At 34.0% G+C, this 24,406-nt stretch carries 23 protein-coding genes; 10 read left to right on the top strand and 13 right to left on the bottom strand.

The window, feature by feature from the left end:
* The 7 genes from V7P73_RS07965 to V7P73_RS07935 all read left to right on the top strand — a co-directional run bounded on the left by V7P73_RS07965 (position 1) and on the right by V7P73_RS07935 (position 6,895).
* The gene (locus tag V7P73_RS07965; RefSeq protein ID WP_333852506.1) at positions 1–1,824 is read left to right on the top strand and encodes a TonB-dependent receptor; all 1,824 of its coding nucleotides are present in this window, start codon (positions 1–3) and stop codon (positions 1,822–1,824) included.
* 10 nt (positions 1,825–1,834) lie between these two features.
* Entirely contained in the window at positions 1,835–2,902 is a 1,068-nt protein-coding gene (locus tag V7P73_RS07960; protein ID WP_333852505.1) for a hypothetical protein, read from the top strand.
* A gap of 158 nt (positions 2,903–3,060) precedes the next feature.
* Positions 3,061–4,320 carry an NAD(P)/FAD-dependent oxidoreductase gene (locus V7P73_RS07955; RefSeq protein WP_333852504.1) on the top strand — a complete coding sequence of 420 codons (1,260 nt, stop codon included), beginning with the start codon at positions 3,061–3,063 and terminating at the stop codon, positions 4,318–4,320.
* A 73-nt stretch (positions 4,321–4,393) separates the two neighbouring features.
* A complete protein-coding gene (gene trmD / locus V7P73_RS07950; RefSeq protein ID WP_333852503.1) occupies positions 4,394–5,068 on the top strand; it encodes a tRNA (guanosine(37)-N1)-methyltransferase TrmD in 675 nt (224 codons plus the stop codon).
* 207 nt (positions 5,069–5,275) lie between these two features.
* Complete coding sequence (locus V7P73_RS07945; protein WP_333852502.1) at positions 5,276–5,731, top strand: hypothetical protein; 456 nt, start codon at positions 5,276–5,278, stop codon at positions 5,729–5,731.
* 100 nt (positions 5,732–5,831) lie between these two features.
* Positions 5,832–6,281, top strand: coding sequence for a hypothetical protein (locus tag V7P73_RS07940; protein ID WP_333852501.1), 450 nt, complete (start codon positions 5,832–5,834; stop codon positions 6,279–6,281).
* Between the two features lie 101 nt (positions 6,282–6,382).
* On the top strand, positions 6,383–6,895 hold the full coding sequence (locus V7P73_RS07935) for a nitroreductase family protein (protein WP_333852500.1): 513 nt from the start codon (positions 6,383–6,385) through the stop codon (positions 6,893–6,895).
* Positions 6,896–7,482: 587 nt separating this feature from the next.
* Here V7P73_RS07935 and V7P73_RS07930 read toward each other — a convergent pair.
* Both V7P73_RS07930 and uvrC read right to left on the bottom strand, forming a co-directional pair.
* The gene (locus tag V7P73_RS07930) at positions 7,483–8,049 is read right to left on the bottom strand and encodes a DUF2892 domain-containing protein (protein WP_333852499.1); all 567 of its coding nucleotides are present in this window, start codon (positions 8,047–8,049) and stop codon (positions 7,483–7,485) included.
* 62 nt (positions 8,050–8,111) lie between these two features.
* Positions 8,112–9,911 carry an excinuclease ABC subunit UvrC gene (gene uvrC, locus V7P73_RS07925; protein WP_333852498.1) on the bottom strand — a complete coding sequence of 600 codons (1,800 nt, stop codon included), beginning with the start codon at positions 9,909–9,911 and terminating at the stop codon, positions 8,112–8,114.
* 140 nt (positions 9,912–10,051) lie between these two features.
* Between uvrC and V7P73_RS07920 the strand changes: the two genes are divergently transcribed.
* A complete protein-coding gene (locus tag V7P73_RS07920; RefSeq protein WP_333852497.1) occupies positions 10,052–11,338 on the top strand; it encodes a DUF2130 domain-containing protein in 1,287 nt (428 codons plus the stop codon).
* A gap of 46 nt (positions 11,339–11,384) precedes the next feature.
* Here V7P73_RS07920 and V7P73_RS07915 read toward each other — a convergent pair whose 3' ends face one another.
* Positions 11,385–12,410: a lysylphosphatidylglycerol synthase transmembrane domain-containing protein gene (locus V7P73_RS07915; RefSeq protein ID WP_333852686.1), complete on the bottom strand. Its 1,026-nt coding sequence runs from the start codon at positions 12,408–12,410 to the stop codon at positions 11,385–11,387.
* 9 nt (positions 12,411–12,419) lie between these two features.
* Positions 12,420–12,770, bottom strand: a complete 351-nt coding sequence (gene panD, locus V7P73_RS07910) for an aspartate 1-decarboxylase (RefSeq protein ID WP_074236846.1) — start codon at positions 12,768–12,770, stop codon at positions 12,420–12,422.
* Between the two features lie 330 nt (positions 12,771–13,100).
* Here panD and V7P73_RS07905 point away from each other — a divergent pair, with 330 nt between their 5' ends.
* Entirely contained in the window at positions 13,101–13,400 is a 300-nt protein-coding gene (locus tag V7P73_RS07905; protein ID WP_333852496.1) for an HU family DNA-binding protein, read from the top strand.
* A 72-nt stretch (positions 13,401–13,472) separates the two neighbouring features.
* Here V7P73_RS07905 and ribA read toward each other — a convergent pair whose 3' ends face one another.
* The 9 genes from ribA to V7P73_RS07860 all read right to left on the bottom strand — a co-directional run bounded on the left by ribA (position 13,473) and on the right by V7P73_RS07860 (position 22,750).
* Positions 13,473–14,066 carry a GTP cyclohydrolase II gene (gene ribA, locus V7P73_RS07900; RefSeq protein WP_333852495.1) on the bottom strand — a complete coding sequence of 198 codons (594 nt, stop codon included), beginning with the start codon at positions 14,064–14,066 and terminating at the stop codon, positions 13,473–13,475.
* 15 nt (positions 14,067–14,081) lie between these two features.
* Positions 14,082–14,543 carry a hypothetical protein gene (locus V7P73_RS07895; RefSeq protein ID WP_333852494.1) on the bottom strand — a complete coding sequence of 154 codons (462 nt, stop codon included), beginning with the start codon at positions 14,541–14,543 and terminating at the stop codon, positions 14,082–14,084.
* Entirely contained in the window at positions 14,540–15,154 is a 615-nt protein-coding gene (locus tag V7P73_RS07890) for a DUF4254 domain-containing protein (protein ID WP_333852493.1), read from the bottom strand. The genes V7P73_RS07895 and V7P73_RS07890 overlap by 4 nt, the downstream gene beginning before the upstream one ends.
* A gap of 17 nt (positions 15,155–15,171) precedes the next feature.
* Complete coding sequence (locus V7P73_RS07885) at positions 15,172–15,375, bottom strand: twin-arginine translocase TatA/TatE family subunit (RefSeq protein WP_333852492.1); 204 nt, start codon at positions 15,373–15,375, stop codon at positions 15,172–15,174.
* Positions 15,376–15,405: 30 nt separating this feature from the next.
* Positions 15,406–16,941 (bottom strand): peptidoglycan DD-metalloendopeptidase family protein, encoded by a 1,536-nt coding sequence (locus V7P73_RS07880; protein WP_333852490.1) that lies wholly within the window; start codon positions 16,939–16,941, stop codon positions 15,406–15,408.
* Positions 16,938–17,738, bottom strand: coding sequence for a DUF4292 domain-containing protein (locus tag V7P73_RS07875; RefSeq protein WP_333852488.1), 801 nt, complete (start codon positions 17,736–17,738; stop codon positions 16,938–16,940). Before V7P73_RS07875 ends, V7P73_RS07880 begins: the two co-directional genes overlap by 4 nt.
* A gap of 128 nt (positions 17,739–17,866) precedes the next feature.
* A complete protein-coding gene (locus V7P73_RS07870) occupies positions 17,867–18,886 on the bottom strand; it encodes a sugar phosphate nucleotidyltransferase (protein ID WP_333852486.1) in 1,020 nt (339 codons plus the stop codon).
* A gap of 52 nt (positions 18,887–18,938) precedes the next feature.
* Positions 18,939–20,396: a lipopolysaccharide biosynthesis protein gene (locus V7P73_RS07865; RefSeq protein ID WP_333852483.1), complete on the bottom strand. Its 1,458-nt coding sequence runs from the start codon at positions 20,394–20,396 to the stop codon at positions 18,939–18,941.
* Positions 20,397–20,452: 56 nt separating this feature from the next.
* A complete protein-coding gene (locus V7P73_RS07860; RefSeq protein WP_333852481.1) occupies positions 20,453–22,750 on the bottom strand; it encodes a GH92 family glycosyl hydrolase in 2,298 nt (765 codons plus the stop codon).
* A gap of 205 nt (positions 22,751–22,955) precedes the next feature.
* On the opposite strand from V7P73_RS07860, the gene V7P73_RS07855 reads away from it, so the two are divergent.
* Positions 22,956–24,293: a dihydroorotase gene (locus V7P73_RS07855; RefSeq protein WP_333852479.1), complete on the top strand. Its 1,338-nt coding sequence runs from the start codon at positions 22,956–22,958 to the stop codon at positions 24,291–24,293.
* The last annotated feature ends 113 nt before the right edge of the window (positions 24,294–24,406 follow it).

Raw genomic sequence — 24,406 nt, 5'->3', positions numbered from 1 at the left:
ATGAAAAAACTTGTTTTTGCGCTCTTTTTCCTTTTATTACTGAATCAATTTTCCGCTCAGGAAACATTGATAGATTCTGTATTGATTGATAATCAGTACAGAAAAGTATCTAAAACTGCGAAAATTGAAAACATTAACTCTGATAAGATTTTACAAAATTCCACATCGTTATCGGATTTACTACGTTTTCAATCTAACATTTACATTAAGGAAAATGGTCGTGGCGCAACATCATCACCATCTTTTCGTGGAACAACCGCACAACAAACCGCTTTTGTCTGGAACGGAATTAATATCAATTCTGTTTTCCTTGGTCAAGGCGACATTAATACTTTGAGTCCGCTGAGTTATGAAAATGTCGGAGTTAAATATGGCGGGGGAAGTGTGGTTTATGGAAGCGGTGCAATTGGAGGCTCTATTCATCTCAACAATATTCTGGATTATAATAAAGGTTTTAGAGGGAATTTGTTTTCGGAATATAGTTCTTTTGCAACAATTAACTCGCTGGCATCTGCTAAATATAGCGATGAGAATTTCAGTTTTAATTTTAACATCAACCATTCTCAAAGTGAAAATGAGTATGAAGTGGAAGAAAAATATTACAAAAACAGAAATGGAGCTTATCAGAATTCTGCTTTCAATCTGGGAATTGCCTACAAAATATCCCCAAACAATGAACTTTATTGGCAAACTCAACTGTATGACGGTGTTCAAAACTATGCGCTTTTGTCTGAGTTTTCTACACCAACAAAATATCAAACCCAAAATTTCCGCAGTTTACTTGGTTGGAAATTAAAAAACAGGAAACTCAGCAACGAATTTAAAATTGCGTATTTAACTGATGACTATCAGTACTTTTCAAATTCTACAAAAAACGATTCTCAAAGCAGTGGCGCTTCTGAACAATATATTTTAAAATCAGATTTTAATTATGAACTAACTCAAAAATCTTCTTTCAACACCATTTTAGAATACAATTACCTCACTTCTGAAAACTTCAACACCCAAAGATTGCCGGCTAATAGAAATCAAGGTTCTATAGCCGTTTTGTACCGAAATAATGAACTGAAAAACCTTTTTGTGGAAGTGGGGGTCAAGAAAGATTTTGTAGAAGGCTTCAGTAGTCCTTATTTATTTTCTGCGGGAGCAAGCTATCAAGCAAAACCTTGGTATCAGGTAAAATTGAATCTGTCAAAAAATTTCAGAGCACCTAGTTTTAATGATTTGTATTGGGTACAGGGAGGCAATTTGAATTTAAAATCAGAAACTTCACATCAGGCAGAATTAGCTCAAACCATAAAGTTGAAAAATTGGAAACTTTTCGTCACTTCCTACTTTATGGACATCAAAGACATGATACGATGGCTTCCAAATATTACCGGAATGTATGAAGCCGCCAATACAGACAGAGTCAAATCTTGGGGATTGGAATCACAAGTTGGATATAATTATGTCAAAAATAATCATCACATTGAAACACAAATATCCTACTCATATACGCAATCTACTGATCAGAAACTGAAAAAACAACTTCCATACGTTCCCTTTCACAACCTAAGTGGTTATTTTTCTTACCATTATAAAAAGTATCAGATTTTTGCTCAGGGTATCTGGAATGGGAAAATATTCAGCGATTCAGAAGAGTCTGAAAAATTAGCTTTAGAATCATTCGCCGTAATTAATGGAGGTATTTCAATAGAAATCATCCGAGGTGTCAAATTAGGTCTCAAAGTCAATAACATTACAGACAAAGTTTACAGAACGGTTTACGGTTATTATATGCCGAAACGGAATTTTGCCATCCATTTGAATTTAAATTTTTAATCTATATATTATGAAAATCAGAAAATTACTCACAGGATTTTTTGCAGCAACATTACTTCTTACAACCGCTTGTAATGAAGACGAAATCATGGATAACGACATCATAAAAGGGGCTTATCAAGGTGGGATTCTTATGGGTGTAGAAGGTGGGTTTAACAAAAACCAGGCAGAAGTATCTTATCTATCTTCAGACTTATCAACTTTATCAGAAAATATCTATGCTAGTAATAATGACAATCAACCTTTAGGTGATGTTTTGCAAACTATAGCTTTCAAAGAGGACAAGGCTTATCTTGTAGTCAACAACTCCAACAAAGTAGAAGTGATAGACCGTTATACTTTTAAGAAAACAGCAACATTCCAGGCAGAACAAGCCAGAGGAATCGCTTTTGCAGGAAATTATGTTTATGTAACAAGCAATGATTTTTTCAGCACTTATGCAGTCAATGTTTACAATGCTACTACTTTTGCTCCGGTTAAAAAACTTTCTTTTGACAGATACGCAGAAAAAATTGTAAATGTTGGAGATCAGATTATTGTTCAGACAGATGGTTCTACTTATGAGATGACACCGCCTTATAACGAGATTCCATCCGGACATACAATTACTACAATCAATTCTACTTCCAATGCAGTTGATAAAACCATTACACTTACGGATAACGGCATCATCAATGATATGATATCAGCTAATGGTTTTGCTTATGTTCTTTCTACGGAAAACACAGATTCTTATATCTATGAAGTTAATACAAAGACAGGTACTTTCACCAGTTCTAAATTAGCCGGAATAAAAGCTACTAAACTCAGATTCGCAGATAACAAATTGTATTTTGCAGATTCAGAAGGTAATATTTACAGTAAAGGAACAGCATCTAACACAACAGCTACTAAACTTTTCAAATATACTAAGACGGCAGGATTATACCTATACGGTCTTAACATCATAGATGACAAAGTTTATATCTCTGATGTCAATTTCAACGGACCAAGCAAAGTGATGATTTATACTCTACAAGGCAGTTTGATAAAAACACTTTCTGCAGGAATAGGCGTAAATGCTTTCTATAAAAATTAATTTTACACAATTTGTGTTTTTAGAGCTCTTTCAAGTTTTTTTTGAAAGGGCTCTTTTTTTGTTTAAGTGATACAAATAATTGTTTTTAAAAATTTCAAGCATAATTTTTGCTATTACTGATGCAGATAAAAAAACCTTAATTTTATAAAAAAATTGCAATGAGGGAAAAGATTGTTATTATCGGAGGCGGATTTGCTGGTTTACAACTTGCAAAACATCTTAATAATCAAGGAAAATATAAAGTAATGGTCATCGATAAGATGAATCATCATATGTTCCAGCCGTTATTTTATCAGGTTGCAACAGGACGAATCGAGCCTTCTAATATCTCTTTCCCTTTCAGAAAAATCTTTCAAAAGTCCAAGAATATCCAATTCCGAATGACAGAGGTTAAGAAGATTATTCCTTCTGAAAATAAAGTGATTGGCGAAGATGGGGTTTTTACTTATGACAAACTCGTGATTGCGACAGGTTGTAAAACCAATTTCTTTGGCAATAAAAAGATGCAAGAATTGGCTTTGGGAATGAAAAACACGCAGGAAGCCATTACTATCCGAAATCATATCTTGATGACGTTCGAAAAGATGATTATCGAAAGAAAATCCAGCGATGATGGAAACTGGAATCTCGTGATTGTAGGAAGCGGACCAACCGGAGTAGAGTTAGCAGGTGCATTTTCTGAAATGAAAACCCATATTCTTCCCAGAGATTATCCTAGAATGAATTTCTCCGACCTTAATATCATTCTGATAAGTGCCGGCGATAAACCATTAGAAGCAATGAGTCAAGAATCTCAGAACGCTGCAGAAGACTATCTGAAACAACTTGGTGTCAAATTTTTAAAAAACGAACGCGTTACGGATTACGATGGAGAAATCATTAATATGGCAAGTGGCAATTCTATCCCTACTAACAATGTGATTTGGGCCGCTGGAGTTACAGGAAATATCATTGATGATTTCAATAAAGAAAACTTAGTTCGCAATCGATATATCGTCAATCGTTACAATCAGGTCAAAGGTTTTGACAACATTTTTGCTATCGGCGATATCGCTTATATGGAAACGCCAAAATATCCGCAAGGTCATCCTCAGGTGGCTAATGTTGCCATTAACCAAGGGAAAAATTTGGCTAAGAATTTCAAGAAAAATTCAGAAAAAGACTGGCAGGAATACGAATATATCGACCGTGGCTCTATGGCAACGATTGGGAAACACAGAGCTGTTGTTGACCTTCCGAAATTTAAATTTCAGGGATTTCTTGCGTGGTATCTATGGATGTTCTTACATTTGATGCTGATTCTGAGCGTCAGAAACAAACTCGCAATTTTCTTCAACTGGATGTGGAGCTACATCAACAAAGACTCTTCTCTGCGACTGATTATTGCGCCATCTAATAAAAACCCGACAGAACAATAGTATAAATGATGATTGGTAATTGATTTAATTTTATTCATCATTTATCAATTATCATTCATCAATTATAAAAAACATGAGAATCGATATCATCAGCGTACTTCCGGAACTTATGGAAAGTCCTTTCAGAACTTCAATCCTAAAAAGAGCAATGGAAAAAGGACTGGCAGAAGTTCATTTTCATAACATCAGAGACTGGAGCATTGGAAAACATCGCCAGATTGATGATGAACCTTACGGCGGTGGCGCAGGAATGATAATGATGGTAGAACCTTTGGACAAATGTATTTCTGAATTGAAATCCCAAAGAGATTATGACGAAATAATCTATCTAACGCCTGACGGAGAAACACTTAATCAAAGAATCGCCAACACACTTTCCATTAAAAAGAATCTGATTTTTCTTTGCGGACATTATAAAGGCATCGATCAAAGAGTTCGTGATTTGCATATTACCAAAGAAATATCTATCGGAGACTATGTCTTAACTGGCGGAGAATTAGCAGCTTGTGTTTTAGCAGACTCTGTCATCAGATTATTGCCTGGCGTTTTGAATGATGAACAAAGTGCATTGACAGATAGTTTCCAAGACGATCTTTTATCTTACCCAATCTACACAAGACCAGAAACTTACAAAGGCTTATCCGTTCCTAAAATTTTATTGAGCGGCAACTTCGGGGCAATCGAAGAATGGCAACACGACGAAGCAGTAAGAATCACAAAAGAGCGCAGACCAGACCTTTTGGAGTAATTCAAAAACTAAAACTAAACTTTTAACCAATTTCAAAACACAAATGAGAAATTATTTCAAAATTATTTCTGCTACTATTTCCGTCATACTAGTTTTATTAATTAGCTGTCAATCAAATAAAAAATTAAACGATATAAATAAAGAAATTAATTATGTTTTCTTTTTGCATAACAAATTTCTGGAAGACAATCCGGATGGAACGGATTTATGGTTTTTAGTGAAAAAAGAAAAACAAAAACCAATGGAATCCAATACGCTGAGAAAGTAAAATATCAAATTGACAGTTTAATTTCAAAGGGAATTAAGCCCAGTCAAATAACAATTATAGGAACTTCAAAAGGTGGCTATATTGCTCAATTCGTTTCCACTTTTGCTAAAAATCCAGATTTGAATTTTGTTTTTATTGGCTGTTTTCAGGATTCAGACATTGAAGAATTTCCTCAAATCCAATTTTGCGGAAATATTCTAACCATTTATGAAAAATCTGACATTTTTGGAGTTACCGCAATCAAACGAAAAGAAACTTCAAAATTAAAAATCAATCAATTCAAAGAAATCGAACTAAACACAGGTTTGCAACACGGATTTTTATACATCGCTTCCGATGAATGGATTAAGCCTTGTAAAATATGGGCGAAACGGAAGTATGATTTGATTGATTAAACCTTATTTTTAAAATTTCTAATAAAATCATTTAAAATTCCATATTTAGATAAACTCAATTCCAAAAAAATATTTTTTATCTTTATTTAAAATTGGATTTATGCAGAAGACATTTTATGATAAAAGTGAATTACGGAATTTTGTGAATGACTCTCTTTCGGGGAAAGTTAAAACATTGGAATTTTATCTCAATTTTTCTTTGGAAGCCAGCCGAGACATCAAAAAAACATCAAAATACGATTCGATAAGAGAGGAAATTCAAGAAGAGATTTATCATTTGGATAGACAAATGGTTTCTCTGAAAAGTATGCAAAACCAAATGCGAAAAGTCCTGAACTCAGAATCTGATGTTGTAAAATTGGGATCGCTTGTCATTACCAACAAAGCACGTTTTTATATTTCTGTTTCTTTGGGAGAATTTTTCTTTCAAGGCGACCGTTTTTATGCTATCTCTCCCGAAAGTCCAATGGCACAGATAATGCTGGGGAATAAAATCGGTGACGATTTTGTCCTTAATAAAATTCATCAGGAGATTGTGGAGATTCTTTAAAATCAGATAATGGATGTCAGATGCCTGAATATTCTCACTTTAATCTTTATCTTGTTCCTTTTTACTTTGCTCTTGTTTCTTCTTTCCCTTATCTTTGAACTATGGAAAACGCAACAATTCTCAAACATATTATAGAAGAGCGCAGAAGCATCTTCCCAAAAGATTACTCAGACAAAGAAATTCCACAGCATATTATTGACGAAATTCTCAGCAATGCCGTTCTAGCTCCGAATCACAAACGTACAAAACCTTGGCGTTTTAAAGTTTTCAAAGGAGAAGATAAGCAAAATCTAGGACAGGAACTTCAGAATATTTATAAGGAAATAACACCAGAATTTCAGTTTTTACAAAAGAAATATAATGATATAGGTTTTAAAATTTCAAAAGCTAATGCAGTAATTTCGATTGTGGTTGAGTTCAGTGGATTGGTTCCGGATTGGGAAGAAATCGCTGCAACATCTATGGCTGTTCAAAATATGTATCTCACTTGCACAGCCAACAGAATCGGCTGTTATTGGAGTTCTCCAAAATTAGTCAATCATCTCAAAGATTCTTTGAAAATCGAAGAAAATCAGCAATGTTTGGGATTGTTCTATTTGGGAAGTTTGGATTAATTTTTTATTGATTATAAAATTATCAATGCAAAAAATATCAATATTCTGTTTTCGCCAAGACCTTCGTTTAGAGGATAATAAAGGTCTGTCTGAAGCTTCGAAATCCAGATGAGCAGACGAAAAAATTCTATAAAGCGTTGAGATATATCCGAAAATGAAATCCCGATTTTGAGAAAAATGTTTTGGATGACAGAATCCTGGAACATAAATTTGCCAGAGAAAGAGCTTTGGAGACTTATAAGAAAGGAAAGGTTTGAGCTGATATTTTCCAAACCATAAAGCACAATTTTTTTTGTAGAAAGCACTTTTGTTATTCCTTAAAATTTCAAAAATCTAGATTCCTTTGAAATGATGTAATTCTGTTTTGTTGACAAATCTTTGTTTGGATTACAAATCCATAGCCCTGATTGATTCTTTCTTTTTATAATTATTTAAGGGAATCGTCTAGACTTCGTTTTGTAGCGGTTGCCCAGCAGTGATGACGCGAAGGAAGAAGAGCGCCAGAGCGAGGAGTGTGAGCGGAAAACAGTTCCTGCTCCTAAAAATAAAAAAGGACTGAAATTACTTTCAATCCTTTAAATTATTTCTTAGTGGAATTTTCCTCTCATTCTCATATTGGGGTTGTGCATATGTTTTTGCATCGTCGGCATTTTCATTTGGTCTTTCATCATTTTGATTTGGTCAGTCATCATTCCTGCAGAATCCAATTGTTTAGCTTCATCTAATAGTTTTTGAGCTTCATTTTTTCTACCTTTGGAAAGTGCCGCCGCCGCTAGATTCAGTTTTGCCATTGCTCTGTCGTGCTTCATGTTAAGGCCGTAATCTAAAGCTTTTTTCATTAATCCTTCTGTTTTTTGAGGATTATCCTGAGCTGTTGTTAACGCTTGTAGGTAATGGAAATAACCGTATTGGCTCTTGTGAAGCTGAGATTGATAATTGTTGATATTCGCCAAAAATTTAGAAGCTTTTTCCATATTTTGTTTTCTCAGTTGCCAAAAAGCTAAAAGAATATTTTCATTTTTGAAGAAAAGTGCGATTGGAATTGCAGATAGCACAACCAAAACAATTCCCCAGCCGATGTTACGGTTGAACATCAAATAAACGCCTAAAGCGATAATGATTGAAGCGACTACAAATTTTATGTATTTGTTCATTTTTAAAATTTAGGTTGCAAAGATAAGAATTAACAAGAAGATTTCCGATAGTTGTAATGTTATCAATTCTCCGAAGAATTAAAAAACTCCCAGACAATTTTTGCCTTGGATTTTCCAAGAATTTCTTCCAAAGTTACAATATCTGCTTCTTTTACTCTTTTTACAGATTTCAATTTTGATAAAAGTAATTCAATTGTTTTTCCACCAACGCCTGGGATTTCTTCAAGCTCAGATTTTATGGTAGAATTTTTCCTTCTCGTTCTGTGATGTTTTACACCAAAACGGTGGGCTTCGTCTCTCACGCGTTGAAGAATCTTAAGTGTTTCTGCTTTTTTATCAATATACAATGGGATCGAATCTTCTGGGAAATAAATTTCTTCCAGACGTTTTGCAATGCCAATAATTGTGATTTTCCCATAAAGTCCAAGCAACTTCAAACTTTTGACCGCGGAAGATAATTGACCTTTTCCACCGTCAATCAAAATAAGCTGAGGTAATGGTTCGCCTTCATCAATCAATCTTCTGTAACGTCTGTAGATAACTTCTTCCATTGTTTTGAAATCATCTGGACCTTCAACTGTTTTTGGATGGAAAATTCTGTAATCTGCCTTGCTCGGTTTCCCGTCTTTGAACACAACACAAGCCGAAACAGGATTGGTTCCTTGGATATTCGAGTTGTCAAAACCTTCGATATGTCTTGGTTCAACCGGCATATGTAGGATTTTTTGCATCTCAGCCATTATTCTGTTCGTATGTCTTTCTGGGTCTACGATTTGAACTTGTTTCAATTTCTCTACACGATATTCTTTGGCGTTTTTTTCGGAAAGTTCTACAATTCTTTTCTTGTCGCCGACTTTTGGAACAATAAGTTTCACATTCGGAATTTCGATTCCTAAATGAAATGGAACTAAAATCTCTTTCGAACCAGAATCAAATTTTTGACGAATTTCCACAATCGCTTCTTCCAGAATATCTTCATCCGTTTCTTCTAAAACTTTCTTGATTTCCGTTGTAAAACTTTGAACAATAGAACCATTTCTGATTTTAAAATAATTGACATAGGCCGCGGTTTCATCGCTTGTCATCCCAAAAACATCCACGTCATCAATACTTGGATTCACAACCGTATGCTTCGCTTGATAATCATCCAGAGATTCGATATTCTGCTTTATCATCTGCGCTTTCTCGAATTCCAAATTCGCAGCAAAACGATACATTCTTTCTTCCAGATATTTCTTCGCGAAACGGAAATCCCCTTTGATGATTCCTCGGATGGCTTCTACTTTTTCGTCGTAATCTTCCTTAGATTCCAAGTCTTCACAAGGTCCATTACAATTTTTGATATGATATTCTAGACAGACTTTGTACTTGCCTTCAGCAATTTTTTCAGGTGAAAGATTAAGGTTGCAAGTTCTGATTTTATAAAGATTCTTAATGGTGTCGAGTAAGATTCTGGCAGGTCTCACTTTCGCATAAGGACCAAAATATTCTGAACCATCTTTAATTTTAGTTCTTGTCAAGAAAATTCTTGGAAAATCCTCATTCTTGATGCAGATCCACGGATAGGTTTTATCATCTTTCAACATCACATTGTAGAAAGGTTGATGCGTTTTTATCAAGTTGTTTTCCAGAAGAAGCGCGTCGTACTCACTATTCACAACAGTAGTTTCCAATCTGTGGATTTTAGAAACCATTATTCTGGTTCTATAGCCGTTCTGATTTTTGTTGAAATAAGAAAGAACTCTTTTGTTAAGATGTTTGGCTTTCCCGACATACAAAAGCTGATCGTTTTTGTCATAATAACGATAAACGCCAGGTTCCGAGGGAAGAGTTTTGAGCTGAAGTTCTAAATTGGGATTCACATTACAAATTTAACTAAATCGAAGGTTTAAATCTAATAATGTCAAAAAAATTACCGTGTGTGATTTGTATTGGATGAAGATTTAAATTTCAAAAAATTATTGATTAATTTGTACCTTGCCTTAACGAAACCGAAATCATTATGAACGAGATAATTTGTCCCAATTGTAAAAAAGCATTTAAAGTTGACGAAGCTGGATTTGCTGAGATTCTGAAACAAGTTCGCAATCATCAATTTGAAGAAGAATTGCAGGAGCGTTTGAAGCTGGCTGAAAGAGAAAAGAACAGCGAGATTGAACTTACTAAAGAAAAATTCAAAAGTCATTTGCAAGAACAGCTTTCTAAAAAGGATGCTGAGATTTCTCAATTAAAATCGGTTAAAGAATTAGAGATTACAGGAATAGTTTCTGAAAAAGAAAAAGAAATTTTGGAGCTTAAAGCAAGAATTGAAAAGGCTGAAACAGAGAAAAAATTAGCGATTTCAGAAGCTGTTCAGAAAGTTGAAAAAGAAAAAAATAATCTAGAGCAAGAGAAAACTGAACTTCGTAACAAGTTAGGAAATAAAGATTTAGAAAAAGAACTTTCGGAGAAATCTTTGAAAGAACAATTTGATGAAAAGCTTAAATCAAAAGATGCGATTATCAAGTTTAAAGACGAAGAAATCGACCGTGTAAAAGATATGAAAGCCAGACTTTCTACCAAAATGCTTGGTGAAACTTTGGAACAACATTGCGAAATAGAGTTTAATAAATTGCGTGCTACTGCGTTTCCAAATGTTTATTTCGAAAAGGATAATGATTCGCGTTCCGGCAGTAAAGGTGATTTTATTTTTAAGGAATTTGATGATTCGGGTAACGAAATCATTTCAATTATGTTTGAAATGAAAAATGAAGCTGACCAGACTGCAACTAAAAAAAGAAACGATGATTTTTTCCGGGAACTAGACAAAGACAGAAGTGAAAAAAAATGCGAATATGCCGTAATGGTTTCTTTGCTGGAAACCGAAAATGAGTTTTATAACACAGGTATTGTGGATGTTTCGCATCGTTTCCCAAAAATGTATGTGGTTCGTCCGCAGTTTTTTATTCCGATTATCACACTTTTGAGAAATGCTGCTATGAACTCACTGCAGTATAAAAAAGAACTCGCTTTAGTGAGGAATCAGAATATTGACATTACCAATTTTGAAGAAAAAATCAATGTATTCAAAGAAGGATTTGCGAAGAATTATGAATTAGCGAGTCGACAGTTTAAGACTGCGGTGGATGAAATTGATAAAACGATAATTCATCTTCAAAAAACAAAAGATGCATTGCTTTCTTCTGTTAATAATCTGCGTCTTGCCAATAACAAAGCGGAAGATTTGACCATCAAAAAACTGACTTACGGAAATCCTACAATGAAGGAAAAATTTGATGATTTAAAATAGAATAACATTCAAAAGAGTCAAAGAATATTTGGCTCTTTTTTTAGAATTAAATCTTTCTATTCTTTGCCAACATCGGAATTGAAATTAAACCCATTACGAGCATAATGATGATTTGCAAAGGTAAAGTTATGAAAGAGTAGGCTAAGCCTAATTCTCCGCCTTCAATCGCGTCTTTTCCCATAGAAATGAATAATGCTGTGAATCCGAATTTCATAGCTAAATTAAAGGCTCCAATTCCGCCGCTTGCAGGGATAATCATTCCTAATGTTCCAACGACTAAAATAAAACATCCATCAGCTGGCGTAAAGTTCGAAGTTTCTGGAAGGGAAAAGCAAACTAAGTAAGAAGCGAAGAAATAGCAAATCCAAATGCCTGCGGTAAGAAGGATGAATTTTCCTTTTTGACGAAGTTTTAAAATTGATTTCAAACCTTCAAAAATTCCTTTACCAAAACCAATGATTTTATTATAGAGAGATAGTTTTTGTAATGATTTTCTGAAAATAAAGAAGATAATAAGAATAAAAACAATGCAACCTAAAACGATGTAACTTGTGTTAGAATCAGATTGAGTTTGTGTTTGCTCTTTTTGTTGAGTTGCAGATTTGTAAAAAGCTAAAAGCGCATCGTATTTGAAAATCAAAGTCAGCAATGCGAAAATCCCCATACAAACCAAATCAACAACTCTTTCCAAAATAATAGTTCCAAAAGATTTGTCAACCGGAACTTTTTCAACACCATAAAGTGCAGTAGAACGAGCAACCTCTCCACTTCTAGGGATTGTAAGATTCATCAGATATCCGAAAGAAAGTGACCAAAGTGAATTGCTATTGGAAATTTTGTAACCCATTGGTTCCAAAAGAAGATTCCATCTTACAGCTCTGAAAATATAAGCTGAAACTCCAAAAACTGCTGCAAATGCTACCCAAAGATAATTGGCTTTTTGCAAAGAACTTTTGATTTTATCAAAGTCCAACCCTCTGAGAGCAACCCAAAGAAAAACTCCCGCAATTGCAATGGAGATTAAAACTGTGAGAAGGTTTTTTAGAACCGATGGTTTTTTTTCTTCCAAAATATCGAGAAATTATGTTAGAAGATTAGTCTTTTCGTCTGGGAAAACGATTTTTGGTTGGAAATCCTTAGCTTCCTCTGGGCTCATCTGTGCATACGCAATAATGATGATGATGTCGCCTTTTTGGACTTTTCTTGCAGCGGGTCCGTTTAGGCAGATTTCGCCAGACTTTCTTTTTCCTTTGATTACATAAGTGTCAAAACGCTCGCCGTTATTCACATTCACAATGTAAACTCTTTCCCCAACAATCAGGCCTGCAGCTTCTATAAGATCTTCATCAATAGTGATACTCCCAATATAATCAAGATCCGAAGCTGTGACACGGACTCTGTGAATTTTCGATTTAAAAACTTCGATAAACATAGGTGCAAATTTACGCTAAATAAATAAAAGTTTTGAAAAATTTTGTGCCTAAAAAGTCAAAATAAAACCTCGTAAAATAAATAGCAATTATTATGAATTTATGAATATTAATATTACTAATTATGTTTTGGCGCAATTGTTGATTAATAGTGGGGAATTATTAAAAATAGAGTAGTGTAAAACGTGTGTTTTCGGTAAAATTGATTTTAATAAAAATTCATTATAATAAAATAAAAGATATATTTTTCACTAAATTCTTTAAAAATATTTGCGTGATATCAAAATTGTCTTATATTTGCTATAACAACATAACTTTAATTAATAAATATTATGAACAAGTCTGAATTAATCGACGCTATTGCGAAGGATGCAGAAATCACAAAAGCTGCTGCAAAAAAAGCTTTGGAATCATTTGTTGCTAATGTAACAGAAACTCTTAAGAAAAAAGATGGTAAAGTATCTCTAGTAGGTTTTGGAACTTTCTCAGTATCTGAAAGAGCTGCTAGACAAGGTATCAATCCTGCAACAAAAAAACCAATCCAAATTGCTGCTAAAACAGTTGCTAAATTTAAGGCTGGTGCTGATTTGGCTACTGCTGTTGCTGGTCCTGTAAAAGGAAAGAAAAAATAATTTTATTTGAGTTTATATCAAATAAAAAAACCCGTCTCAGACGGGTTTTTTTATTTCTATGAATTAAAGATTTTAGTTTTCATCATCCAAAAGGTGTCCGAAAAAATCTTTCTTTGTTTTTAAATAAGAAGCGCTTGACTCATTTGATTTGATTTGAAGCGGAATTCTTGAGTTGAAATTAATTGAACTATCCTTAATAATTTGAATTTTCTCCGGATTATTAGTCATTAGATTCAAAGATTTGATTCCGATTTTTTCCAGCATTTCTATGGCGATTCCAAAATCTCTATCATCTGCAGGTAATCCTAATTCCAAATTAGCCTGAACAGTATCAAAACCTTTTTCCTGAAGGGCATAAGCTTTCAATTTATTGATGATTCCGATATTTCTACCTTCCTGCCTTAGATAAATAATTATGCCTCCATTTTCCTGCATAAATTGCATTGCGGAATTAAGTTGCTGTCCACATTCGCATTTTTGAGAATGAAAAACTTCGCCGGTGATACACTCAGAATGAATTCTCACATTAACAGGTTTTTCTAAATCTGTATTTTTGGCAATTAGAGCCATATGTGGCATCCAGTTTTTATCGTCTTCAGAAAAAGCCATCATTTTGAACTCTCCAAATTCTGTGGGAACATTCGCTTGTGCTTGTATATTTAACATCGAATATTGGTGTAATTAATTGGAAGACATAGAAGTCGTTTCCAAGCTTTTGTTGAGAGAAGCTTCCAAAAGATTCATGTTGGTTTTCATTTTAACCATATATCTGTTCAAAACTTCGTCATCATCTTTGATCAAAAACTTTCTAAGTTTCTGAATTTTCTTATATGATTTTTCAAATCCTTCTAATGACTTGTGTTTATCAGATTGGTTGAAATTACGAACGGCTGTTAAGTAATCTGTAAGGGAATTTTTCAAAGCTCCAACTTCTCTATTTACAGCATCGTTTCTGAATTTAGGAAAAGTGGAAACTAAATTTGAAATCGATGAAGCATAAACTATTGCCTCTGGAGTGAGATATGCATAGGTGTCTGATAAAGAATCACCATACAATTCTTCTGATGCGGCTGAGCTGGTAGAACAAGAACCAGCAACATTGATAATTAATATTGTCGTTAAAAGTTTAAAAAAACTTTTCATTTTTTCTGCATTTTTTGATACAGGATTGGGTTAAGACTTTCATCATTATACATCTTCATTTGTTTATAAAGCTTCATCTTAACTTTACCGTTCTCTATATCAGAAAGCAGCTGATCTATAGCTGTTGACAAATCTTTTTGTTGTTCCAAAAGGATTTGTAGTTTTTGAGAACATTGTAATTTGTGTTCTTCAGAAGCATCTTCACGAGAAGCTTCTATAGACATGTGATAAATTTTCAAGGATAAAATAGAAAATCTATCGATAGACCAAGCTGGTGTTTCGCTGTTGATTCTGGCATCAGAATTAGGAGTAATGGTCTCAAAATTTTTATAGAACCAAAAGTCGATTTGCTCAACAAGATCTGTTCTTTTTTGATTGAGTTTATCAATCCTTCTTTTTATTTTTAAAGCCTCTATGGGGTCAATATCTTCTTCTCGAATAATATCTTCCAAATGCCATTGAACGGTATCAATCCAATTTTTTGAATACAAAATCCATTCCAAACTATTAGCTTGGTATGGATTGTTTTCTGGCAAATCTACGTTGTCTGTAATGTGATAATCTTTAACCGATTGGTTAAAGATTTCCCAAGCTTTTTCTGTCAAATTCATTCAAATGCTTCTCTTAATTAAGACGGATTTTTGGGAGAAGAAGAAGAGTCGTTATTCTTCTTGTCTTCGTCTTTTACAGCATCTTTAAATTCTTTGATACCTGAGCCTAAACCTTTCATTAATTCTGGGATTTTTTTACCTCCGAATAATAAAAGTAATATCAAAGCAACAATTAAAATATGTTGCCAAGAAAGACTTAATATAACTGTGGATATTGTCATTTCAATTTTTTTGCAAAGTTAAATTATTTTTTAATACGAAACCCAGCCTAAAGGATCAACTGGTGTGGTTCCGTTCCAAATCTGAAAATCTAGCGTAATGGACTCATCAAAATCGCTTCCAACTTCTCCAATTAAAGTTCCAGCAGATATTTGCTGGTTGGCTCTTACCAGTGTGTTTGCAAGATTGGAATATACAGTAAAGTAATTCCCATGTTTCACCACCACTGTTCTGCTTCCGTTAATCGCCTGAATGCTAGAAACTACACCTGGAAATACGCATCTTGCTTTTGTTCCAGGGGATACAGCAATCTTAATACCGATATTTTCTTCAACAATATTTTTGAATACTGGATGTGGCTGTCTACCAAATCTGTGCGTTACGGTTCCTTTGTCCACTGGGAAACTCATACGGCCTCTATTATCTGCAAAATTACTTCCAACAGTAGATCCAACGCCATAGCTTTTCATTACTTTTTTCTCAGCCTCATCTTTTGCGTCTTCATTCCTTTTGTTGATGGCTGCTTCATTGGCCTTGGCTGCTGCCAGTTTTTCAGATGCAGCTTTTGCTCTTTCAGCTGCTTCTCTGGTTGCTTTTTCGGCTGCTGCTTTCCGTTCAGCCGTTTTGTTGGATTCTGCTAATTTTCTTTCTTCTTCAATTCTTTTAGCTGCTAGTTCTGCTGCTTTTTTTGATTCTGCTTCTGCTCTTTTTCTTTCTGCTTCTGCAGCTGCCAGTCTGGCTCTATTTTCAGCCTCGATTCTTTCTTTTTCTTTTTTAGCAGCTATATCTGCCAGTCTTTTTCTTTCGGCTTCAGCTTTTCTTTCTGCTTCTTCTTTAGCTTTAGCAAGTCGGATTTCTTCAGCAATGATATTTCTAATTTGACGTTCTAAGTCTTTAGATTGCGCTTGTTTTTGTCTAAGTTCAGCGGTTAATTTGGCCTCATTCTTTTTAAAATCATTAAGGAGATCCTGCTTTTGTTTTCTTTCGATTTCTATTGTTGCAAGGTCTTTTTTCTGACTAATCAAAAGATTATCTTTTTCAGATATCGATTTTTTCTTTAATGCAATGTTTCTTTTGATTTGTGTTGCTTTGTTTGTGATTTCAGCAGCCTTCTTATCTTGATATTCAGAGTATCTTTTGAGGTATTCGACCCTGCTAAGTGCTTCTCCAACATTTTTAGATGAAAGAATGAAGGTTACTTTATTCTGTACACCCTTCGTTTTGTAAGCTTTTACAAGAATATCAGCATAATTTTTACGCAGAACTTCTAACTCACGATTGTTTTTGTTGATTTCCAGCTGACGTTTGTATATATCATCTTCTATGAATCTTTTCTCTTTCTGTGTGTTAGTATAAACTTTTTCTCTTAATGTAATCTTTTGATTCAATGCATTTAAGTATGAAATAGAAAGTTTGGATTCTTTTTTAGTTTGATTCAAAGAAGCATTGATGGAAGATATTTGTTTTTTAAGGTCTGCATTTTGCTTTTGCAATACCTCTTTATCTTTTTGCCCAAAAACGCTTCCGAAAAGGATGATACTTATAAAAAAGCTTAATTTCTTAATCATTTGATCTCTGTCTTAGTATAATTGGCAGGAACGGAATAAGTAGTTTCCATCCGGGAAAAATCAAATTTCGTATTTTCAATTAATATTTCGTCAGTTTTCTTAGCTTTTATAATTATTTTAACATTTTTCGGAAAGCTTTCGTTGTTTAAAATTACCCTGTTAGAATAAGTAATTTCGAGTTGATTATTGTTAGTGGGATTTGTTAAAAGAACGTGATTTAAATTTAAATCCTGATCATAACCCAAAGAGATATTGTACTCTGTAGTTTTACCGTTTTCAGTAATTTTTTGAGTTTCTTTTGATGTTAAAGTAAATCCAGAAATATCAGGCGTTAGGTTATAATTCTTTTCTGATACAGGAATGAAAGTTTTACCAAGAAGCAAATTCTGTAAAGCATTATAATCAATGAAATTGACATTCAAAAGTTTGTTAAGATAACCAAAATCTGAATCGATATAAGTTTTGTCCAATTTATAATAACCTTTGATGCCTTCTGGTGTTGCAACGCCTCTGGCAGCTTGTAAAATGACCGCTGTAAGATTCATCCAAACTTTTTGTCCATTTTCAACATAAATTACTGCATTCAAAGTTGGAATGAAAGAACCTGTTCTGGCGTCAATTTTACTGTTGATTTTAACAGCATCAAAAGTTGATTTTTTTTCTATTGTCGAGAAAAATTGGTGGTTATTCTCAATAGGTTTTGTTGTGCTAATTGGCTGTTCTGGAGTTACGTTTTTCTTGACACTACAAGATGTAACTAATAGAGCTGAAAATATGATTAGAAAATATGATTTCATAAATTTTTTTCGAATGGATCTAACAATATTAACGCCAAAAAAGAATTAATATTTCTAAAAACTTAGTTAAATAAAATAACAAACTTTGCCAGATATCTGACAAAGTTTGAATTATAATTGATGCTGAATTAATCCTTTGAAAGGAAATCCAAAACTGAATAATCTCCTAAAGAAATCTCTCTTGCTACTCCAAAATATTTGGCAGAATTACCAATCATAGAGTTGCTTAAGTTACCGTGATCGATAATCGTATTTTCTTGGATTAATGAATTGTCAATATTAGAATTAATAACTATTGTATCATTTCCAAGAGAAACGTTAGGTCCGATTTTCGAATTGGAAATTTTCACATTTTCTCCTATAAAACATGGTGGGATAATCAAACAGTTTTCAATGTCAGCAGATTCAGGATATTTTACCATACATTCTTTTTCATATTGCAAAATTTTGCTGTTGGTTTCTACTGTTGCATTTTTGTTGCCACAATCCATCCAATCATCCACTTTTCCAAGAGAGAATTTAGCCCCTTTTGCTCTTAGGTTTTCTAATGCTGTTGTCAATTGATATTCTCCACCTTCCATAATATTGTTATCCATAATATGGTCAATTTCTTTCATCAATTTTTCAGCAGAATTGAAGTAATAAATTCCAATAATCGCTAGATCAGAAACGTATTCTTTTGGCTTTTCTACAAAATCTGTAATGAAACCATAATCGTCCAATTTCACAACACCAAAAGCAGAAGGATCTTCAACTTTTTTCACCCAAATTACACCATCAGCATTGGTATCCAAATGGAAATCTGCACGGAATAATGTGTCAGCAAATGCAATAATTACGGGTCCGCTCATACTTTCTCTAGCGCAGTTAATCGCGTGAGCTGTTCCAAGGGGTTCATTTTGTGTATAAATGCTACCTTTTGCACCAAGATTTTCAGCAACTTTTACAAGAGAAGCCTCTACTTCCGGCCCGAAATCTCCAATGATAAAAGCAATCTCCTCGATAGGTTGATTGGCAACTTTTGCAATGTCTTCTACCAGTCTCTGTACGATTGGTTTTCCCGCAATTGGGATGAGCGGTTTAGGCACCGTCAAAGTATGTGGTCTAAGTCTGGATCCACGTCCAGCCATTGGAACTATTATTTTCATATTTTTTTTAAAAATTGTTGGCTATTAGCTTGTTAATAGCGGGTTTGAATTGTTATTTTATGCCTAACTTGTTAAGGACTTTAGCAGGGATTAATTTTTCCTTTCTTAGCAAGAAGGTTGCCAAAAGTAGAAATATAACATTTCCCAACCAAATATTTTCTTTTAAATATTGGTAATATAAAAGAGACACTACCATTGTAATAAGAATTACAATTACATTTTTATAAATATTGTAAGGAATTGGATATTTGTAATGTCCCCAAATGTACGAGATAACCATCATTGCGAAGTAACTCGCAATGGTTGCCCAAGTCGATGCCCAATAACCATATTTGGGAATAAAAAAGAAATTAATAAGGATAGTTATTAAAACACCAATTCCTGATATATAAGCACCAATTATGGTTTTGTCTGTTAGTTTGTACCAGATGGAAAGGTTAAGATAGATTCCTAAGAATAAACTGGCGAAGAATAAAATTGGAATGATTGATATTCCTTCAAAATATTCAGGGTTTCTGATGTAACCTTTCGCAATCCAATCAAGATTTACTGATAAAAACAAGACAATTAAACAATTGATAGCAATGAAAATATCCATCAATCTCACATAAGTTTGATTGGCATTTTTGCTTTTAGAATTACTGAAGAAAAATGGTTCGATTCCCAATGAATAAGCTTGTCTGAACAAAATCACAAAAGTCACAACCTTTGCAACACCACCATAAACACCCAATTCGTGACGTCCGATTTCTTCAGGTAAAAGGAATTTAAGGAACTGTCTATCAAACGTTTCGTTAATAATTCCAGCCAGTCCGGCAATGGTAATTGGCCAGGAATATTTTATCATCTTTTTCCAAAGTTCCCAAGAGAAATGCTTTATTCTTGCGATTAATAATTCTTGGGACAACATCAAAAATGTGATTGAACTCGCAACAAGATTCGCAACAAAAACATAACCGATTCCAAAATCAGAGTTGTATTTTAAACCAAAAATTCCGTTTGGATATTTTGGTAGAATAATGATGAAAAAAACAACTAAAAGGAAATTTATAATTCCATTTGTGATTCTGATTCCCGCATATTTCAACGGTCTTTCATTCTTTCTTAGCATCACAAAAGGCATTGCACAAAAAGCGTCTAAAGCCAAAGTCACTGTTAAGATTGCCAATAAGTCAACTTGGTCCGGCGTTTTGAAAGCTTCCGCCAATGGTTGTCTGTACAATAATGTGAAAATCAAATAAACCAAAGTCACAGCTAAAACACTGAAAAATGAAGTCGAAATCAGTTTTCTGTCATCTTTCTCGTCCAAAGCAAAACGGAAAAAAGTCGTTTCCATTCCGTGGGTTAGAAGCACAGCAATAACGCCAGCCACCGAATAAAAATCGGCAAATGGAGAATACGCTGTAGGTCCAAAAGTTCTCGTAATAATTGGATTGATAACGAAAGGGAAAAGTCTGATAATCACAGTCGTTAATCCATAAAGAGCGGTTTGTCCGAGAAGTTTCTTCATTTTGATTTCAGTTCGAAAATTTTTGCAAAATTAATGGATTCTGTCAAAATTCAATTTTATTTCTTCGGTTTGTTGGTCATATAGAAAGTCAGTTTTCCACCCTTCATAATATCCTGATGTTTGATTGTGAAATCTTTTACAGCTTTTCCATTCAGTTCTATTTTTTCGATGTAAACATTATTATCAGATTGATTTTTAGCTTCAATCTCGAATGATTTTCCATTTTCAAGATTCAAAGTTGCATTCTTCACACTTGGACTTCCAATTTGATATTCATCAGTGCCGGGCGAAATCGGGTAAAATCCCAAACTACTGAAAATATACCAAGCACTCATTTGTCCGCAATCATCATTTCCTCCCAATCCATCTGGTTTTGCTTTGTATTGCATTGTCAGAATTTTGCGAATTTGAGCTTGAGTTTTCCAAGGTTGTCCTGCAAAATTGTAAAGATAAGCGACGTGATGCGCAGGTTCGTTTCCGTGAACATAACCACCGATAATTCCTTCTCGTGTAATGTCTTCGGTGTCAGCGAAAAATTCGTCTGGCAAATGCATAGTGAATAATTGATCCAGATTTTCCCCGAATTTCTTTTTTCCGCCCATCGCATCAATCAAACCATTCGGATTGTGAGGAACAAAAAAACTGAAATTCCAAGAATTTCCTTCAATAAAACCTTGTCCGTGCGTGCTCAGCAAATCAAATTCTTTTTTGAAACTTCCGTCAGACAATCTCGGTCTCATAAAACCAATAGATTTGTCGAAAACATTTTTCCAATTTTCGGAACGTTTCAGATATTCATTATAAATATCAGTTTTACCTAATTTTTTAGCGATTTGAGCAATTGCCCAATCGTCATAAGCATATTCCAAAGTGTTGGAAACAGACGTTCCGTTTTTCTCTGCAGAGATGTAACCTTTGTCGATATATTCGCCGATGCCTTCGTAATTTCTTTTGTTGGAAGTGGCGATACAAGCTTGCAAAGCTTCTTCGAGATTTCCAGTAAATGTATTTTTAATAATCGCATCAGCAATCAAAGAAACCGAATGATAACCGCTCATACACCAATTTTCATTAGCATAATGAGACCAAACTGGCAACATTTTCAAACTGAATTGGTCATAATGCGCCAACATCGATTTTACCATATCATTATTTCGTTTTGGCTGAATAATATTGAAAAATGGATGCAAAGCCCGATAAGTATCCCAAAGTGAAAACGTCGTATAATTCGTAAAATCTTTAGCCTGATGAACATTTTGGTCAAGACCTTTATATTCTCCATTGCTATCCATATAAGTTGTCGGATTGATGAAAGTGTGATACATCGCCGTGTAAAAATTAACTTTGTCATCTTCATTTAATGTATTGACAACGATTTTATTCAATTCCTTATTCCAATCATTTTGAGCTTGATTTTTCACATTTTCAAAATTCCAATCCGGAGTTTCTTTTTGTAAATTTTCCAAAGCATTAGCTTGACTGACAGGCGAAATTGCAAATTTAATTTGAACTTTTTCATTTTCTTGAGTATCGAAATCAAAATGCATTCTAATTTTCTTTCCAGCAATTTCTGGGAAATTTTCATCCTGATTCCACTTTCTCCAAAAACCTCTGTAAGCTTGCTTGGAATCAAAATTTTTCTGTCCGTAAGATTTGAAAGGCTTCGAAAATTCCATTGCAAAATAAACCGTTCTTGTTCTTGCCCAGCCATTTGTTTGTCTGTAACCTGTGATTCTGTGGTCATTTTCAATTCTTACATAAGTCCAAACATTCTTGTCGTCATAATTGTAAATTCCGGACATCAAATCCAAAATAATATGCGCATCATCAGATTTTGGAAACGTGTATTGATGAAATCCAACTCTTGTTGTTGCTGTCAATTCCGCTAAAATATTTGAATCATCGAGTTTTACTCTGTAATATCCGGCTTCTGCTTTTTCATTCTGATGAGAAAATCTGGAACGGAATCCACTTTCTGGATTTTGCGCAGTTCCAGGGTTTAATTTTACTTTTCCAACTGTTGGCATTATCAGAAAATCTCCCAAATCCGAATGTCCAGTTCCACTGAAATGGGTGTGCGAAAATCCGACAATTGTTTTGTCTTCATAACGATAACCTGCACAATATTTATAAACATCAGGATTATATTTTCCATTGATTTCATAAGATAAAGTATCAGTTTCCGGACTCAATTGGACAGCTCCAAAAGGAACAGTTGCGCCTGGGAAAGTATGTCCCATTTTTTCGGTTCCGATAATTGGATTGACGAATTTCGCTAAGTTTTCTAATTTTTGAGAGTTGAATAATGATGCGAATAAAACAGGTAGAATTAAAATTAATTTTCTCGGAGACATTATTTTGAATTTTGAAGCAATTTAATCAAATATTAATTATGATTGCATTAATCTCAACCACATAGACAAATAGAAATATTTTAAATTTTAATTAGAAAAAATAGAATTTGAAACTATTTAATATTAAACTTTTTAATCTATGTGCCTATGTGGTTTAATTTTATCGATTCAAAAACTTAATTTTGTTTCTATCTAAAAAAGTAAAATGAAAATCCTAATAAAAAACGCCCAAATCGTCAACGAAGGAAAAATAGTTGAAAGTGATATTCTCATCGAAAACGATTTGATTTCCAAAATAGAATCCAATATTTCCGAAGAAGCAGACCAAATTATCGATGCTTCCGGAAAATATCTTTTGCCGGGAGTAATTGACGACCAAGTTCATTTTCGTGAACCGGGTTTGACTCATAAAGGTGATATCGAATCTGAATCCCGTTCTGCGATTGCAGGTGGAACAACAAGTTTTATTGAACAGCCAAATACAGTTCCTAATGCGGTAACTCAGGAGTTGTTGGCTGACAAATATGAAATTGCTTCCCAAAAATCTTTTGCCAATTACGGTTTTATGATGGGTGGAACCAATGATAATCTCGAAGAAGTTTTAAAAACAAACCCCAGAAATGTTCCCGGAATTAAATTGTTTTTAGGTTCATCCACAGGAAATATGCTCGTTGACAATCCGGAAACGCTGGAAAATATTTTCAGCAATACCAAAATGTTGATCGCCGTTCATTGTGAAGATGAAGCAACAATTAGAGCCAATACCCAAAAATATCTGGATGAATATGGCGAAGATATTCCTGTGAAATTCCACCATTTGATAAGAAGTGAAGAAGCTTGTTATAAATCATCCTCAAAAGCAATCGAATTGGCAAAGAAAACTGGAGCGAGACTTCACGTTTTCCATTTATCAACGGCGATTGAAACTGAACTTTTCAGAAATGATATTCCTTTAAAAGATAAAAAAATTACCGCTGAAGTTTGCGTACATCACTTAACTTTTACTAATGAAGATTACGAAACAAAAGGTGGATTAATCAAATGGAACCCAGCTGTAAAAACGCAAAAAGACAAAGACGGACTTTGGGAAGCTTTGTTGGATGACAGAATCGATGTGATTGCAACTGACCACGCACCTCACACTTGGGAAGAAAAGCAGAATGTTTATACCAAATGTCCTTCCGGAGCACCTTTGGTTCAACATTCTTTGGTTGTTATGTTGGAGAATTACAAAAACGGGAAAATTTCTTTGGAAAGAATCGTTGAGAAAATGGCTCACAATCCTGCGATTTTGTTCAGAATTGAAAAGAGAGGTTTCATCAGAGAAGGTTATAAAGCAGATTTGGTTTTGGTTGATTTAAATCAAAATTGGACGGTTGAGAAAGAAAATATTCTCTACAAATGTGGTTGGAGTCCGTTGGAAGGAACAGAATTTCATTCTAAAGTAACACACACTTTCGTCAATGGAAATCTGGTTTACGAAAACGGAAAAATCAATGAAGAAAAATTCGGAGAGCGTTTGCTTTTTGAAGTGGAAGGGTAAGTTATTAAGAAAGCGAGCCAAAGTACTCTTTTTTTTGTTTTATAATCGTGTCTTCGTATTTTAAGCATATCTTTTTTTAATTCCCATTTCAAAATAAAAATCTAAATTTACCA

It is taken from the genome of Epilithonimonas sp. (genome assembly GCF_036780765.1).
Classification (GTDB): domain Bacteria; phylum Bacteroidota; class Bacteroidia; order Flavobacteriales; family Weeksellaceae; genus Epilithonimonas.
This window is presented reverse-complemented; position numbering and strand designations above follow the sequence as displayed.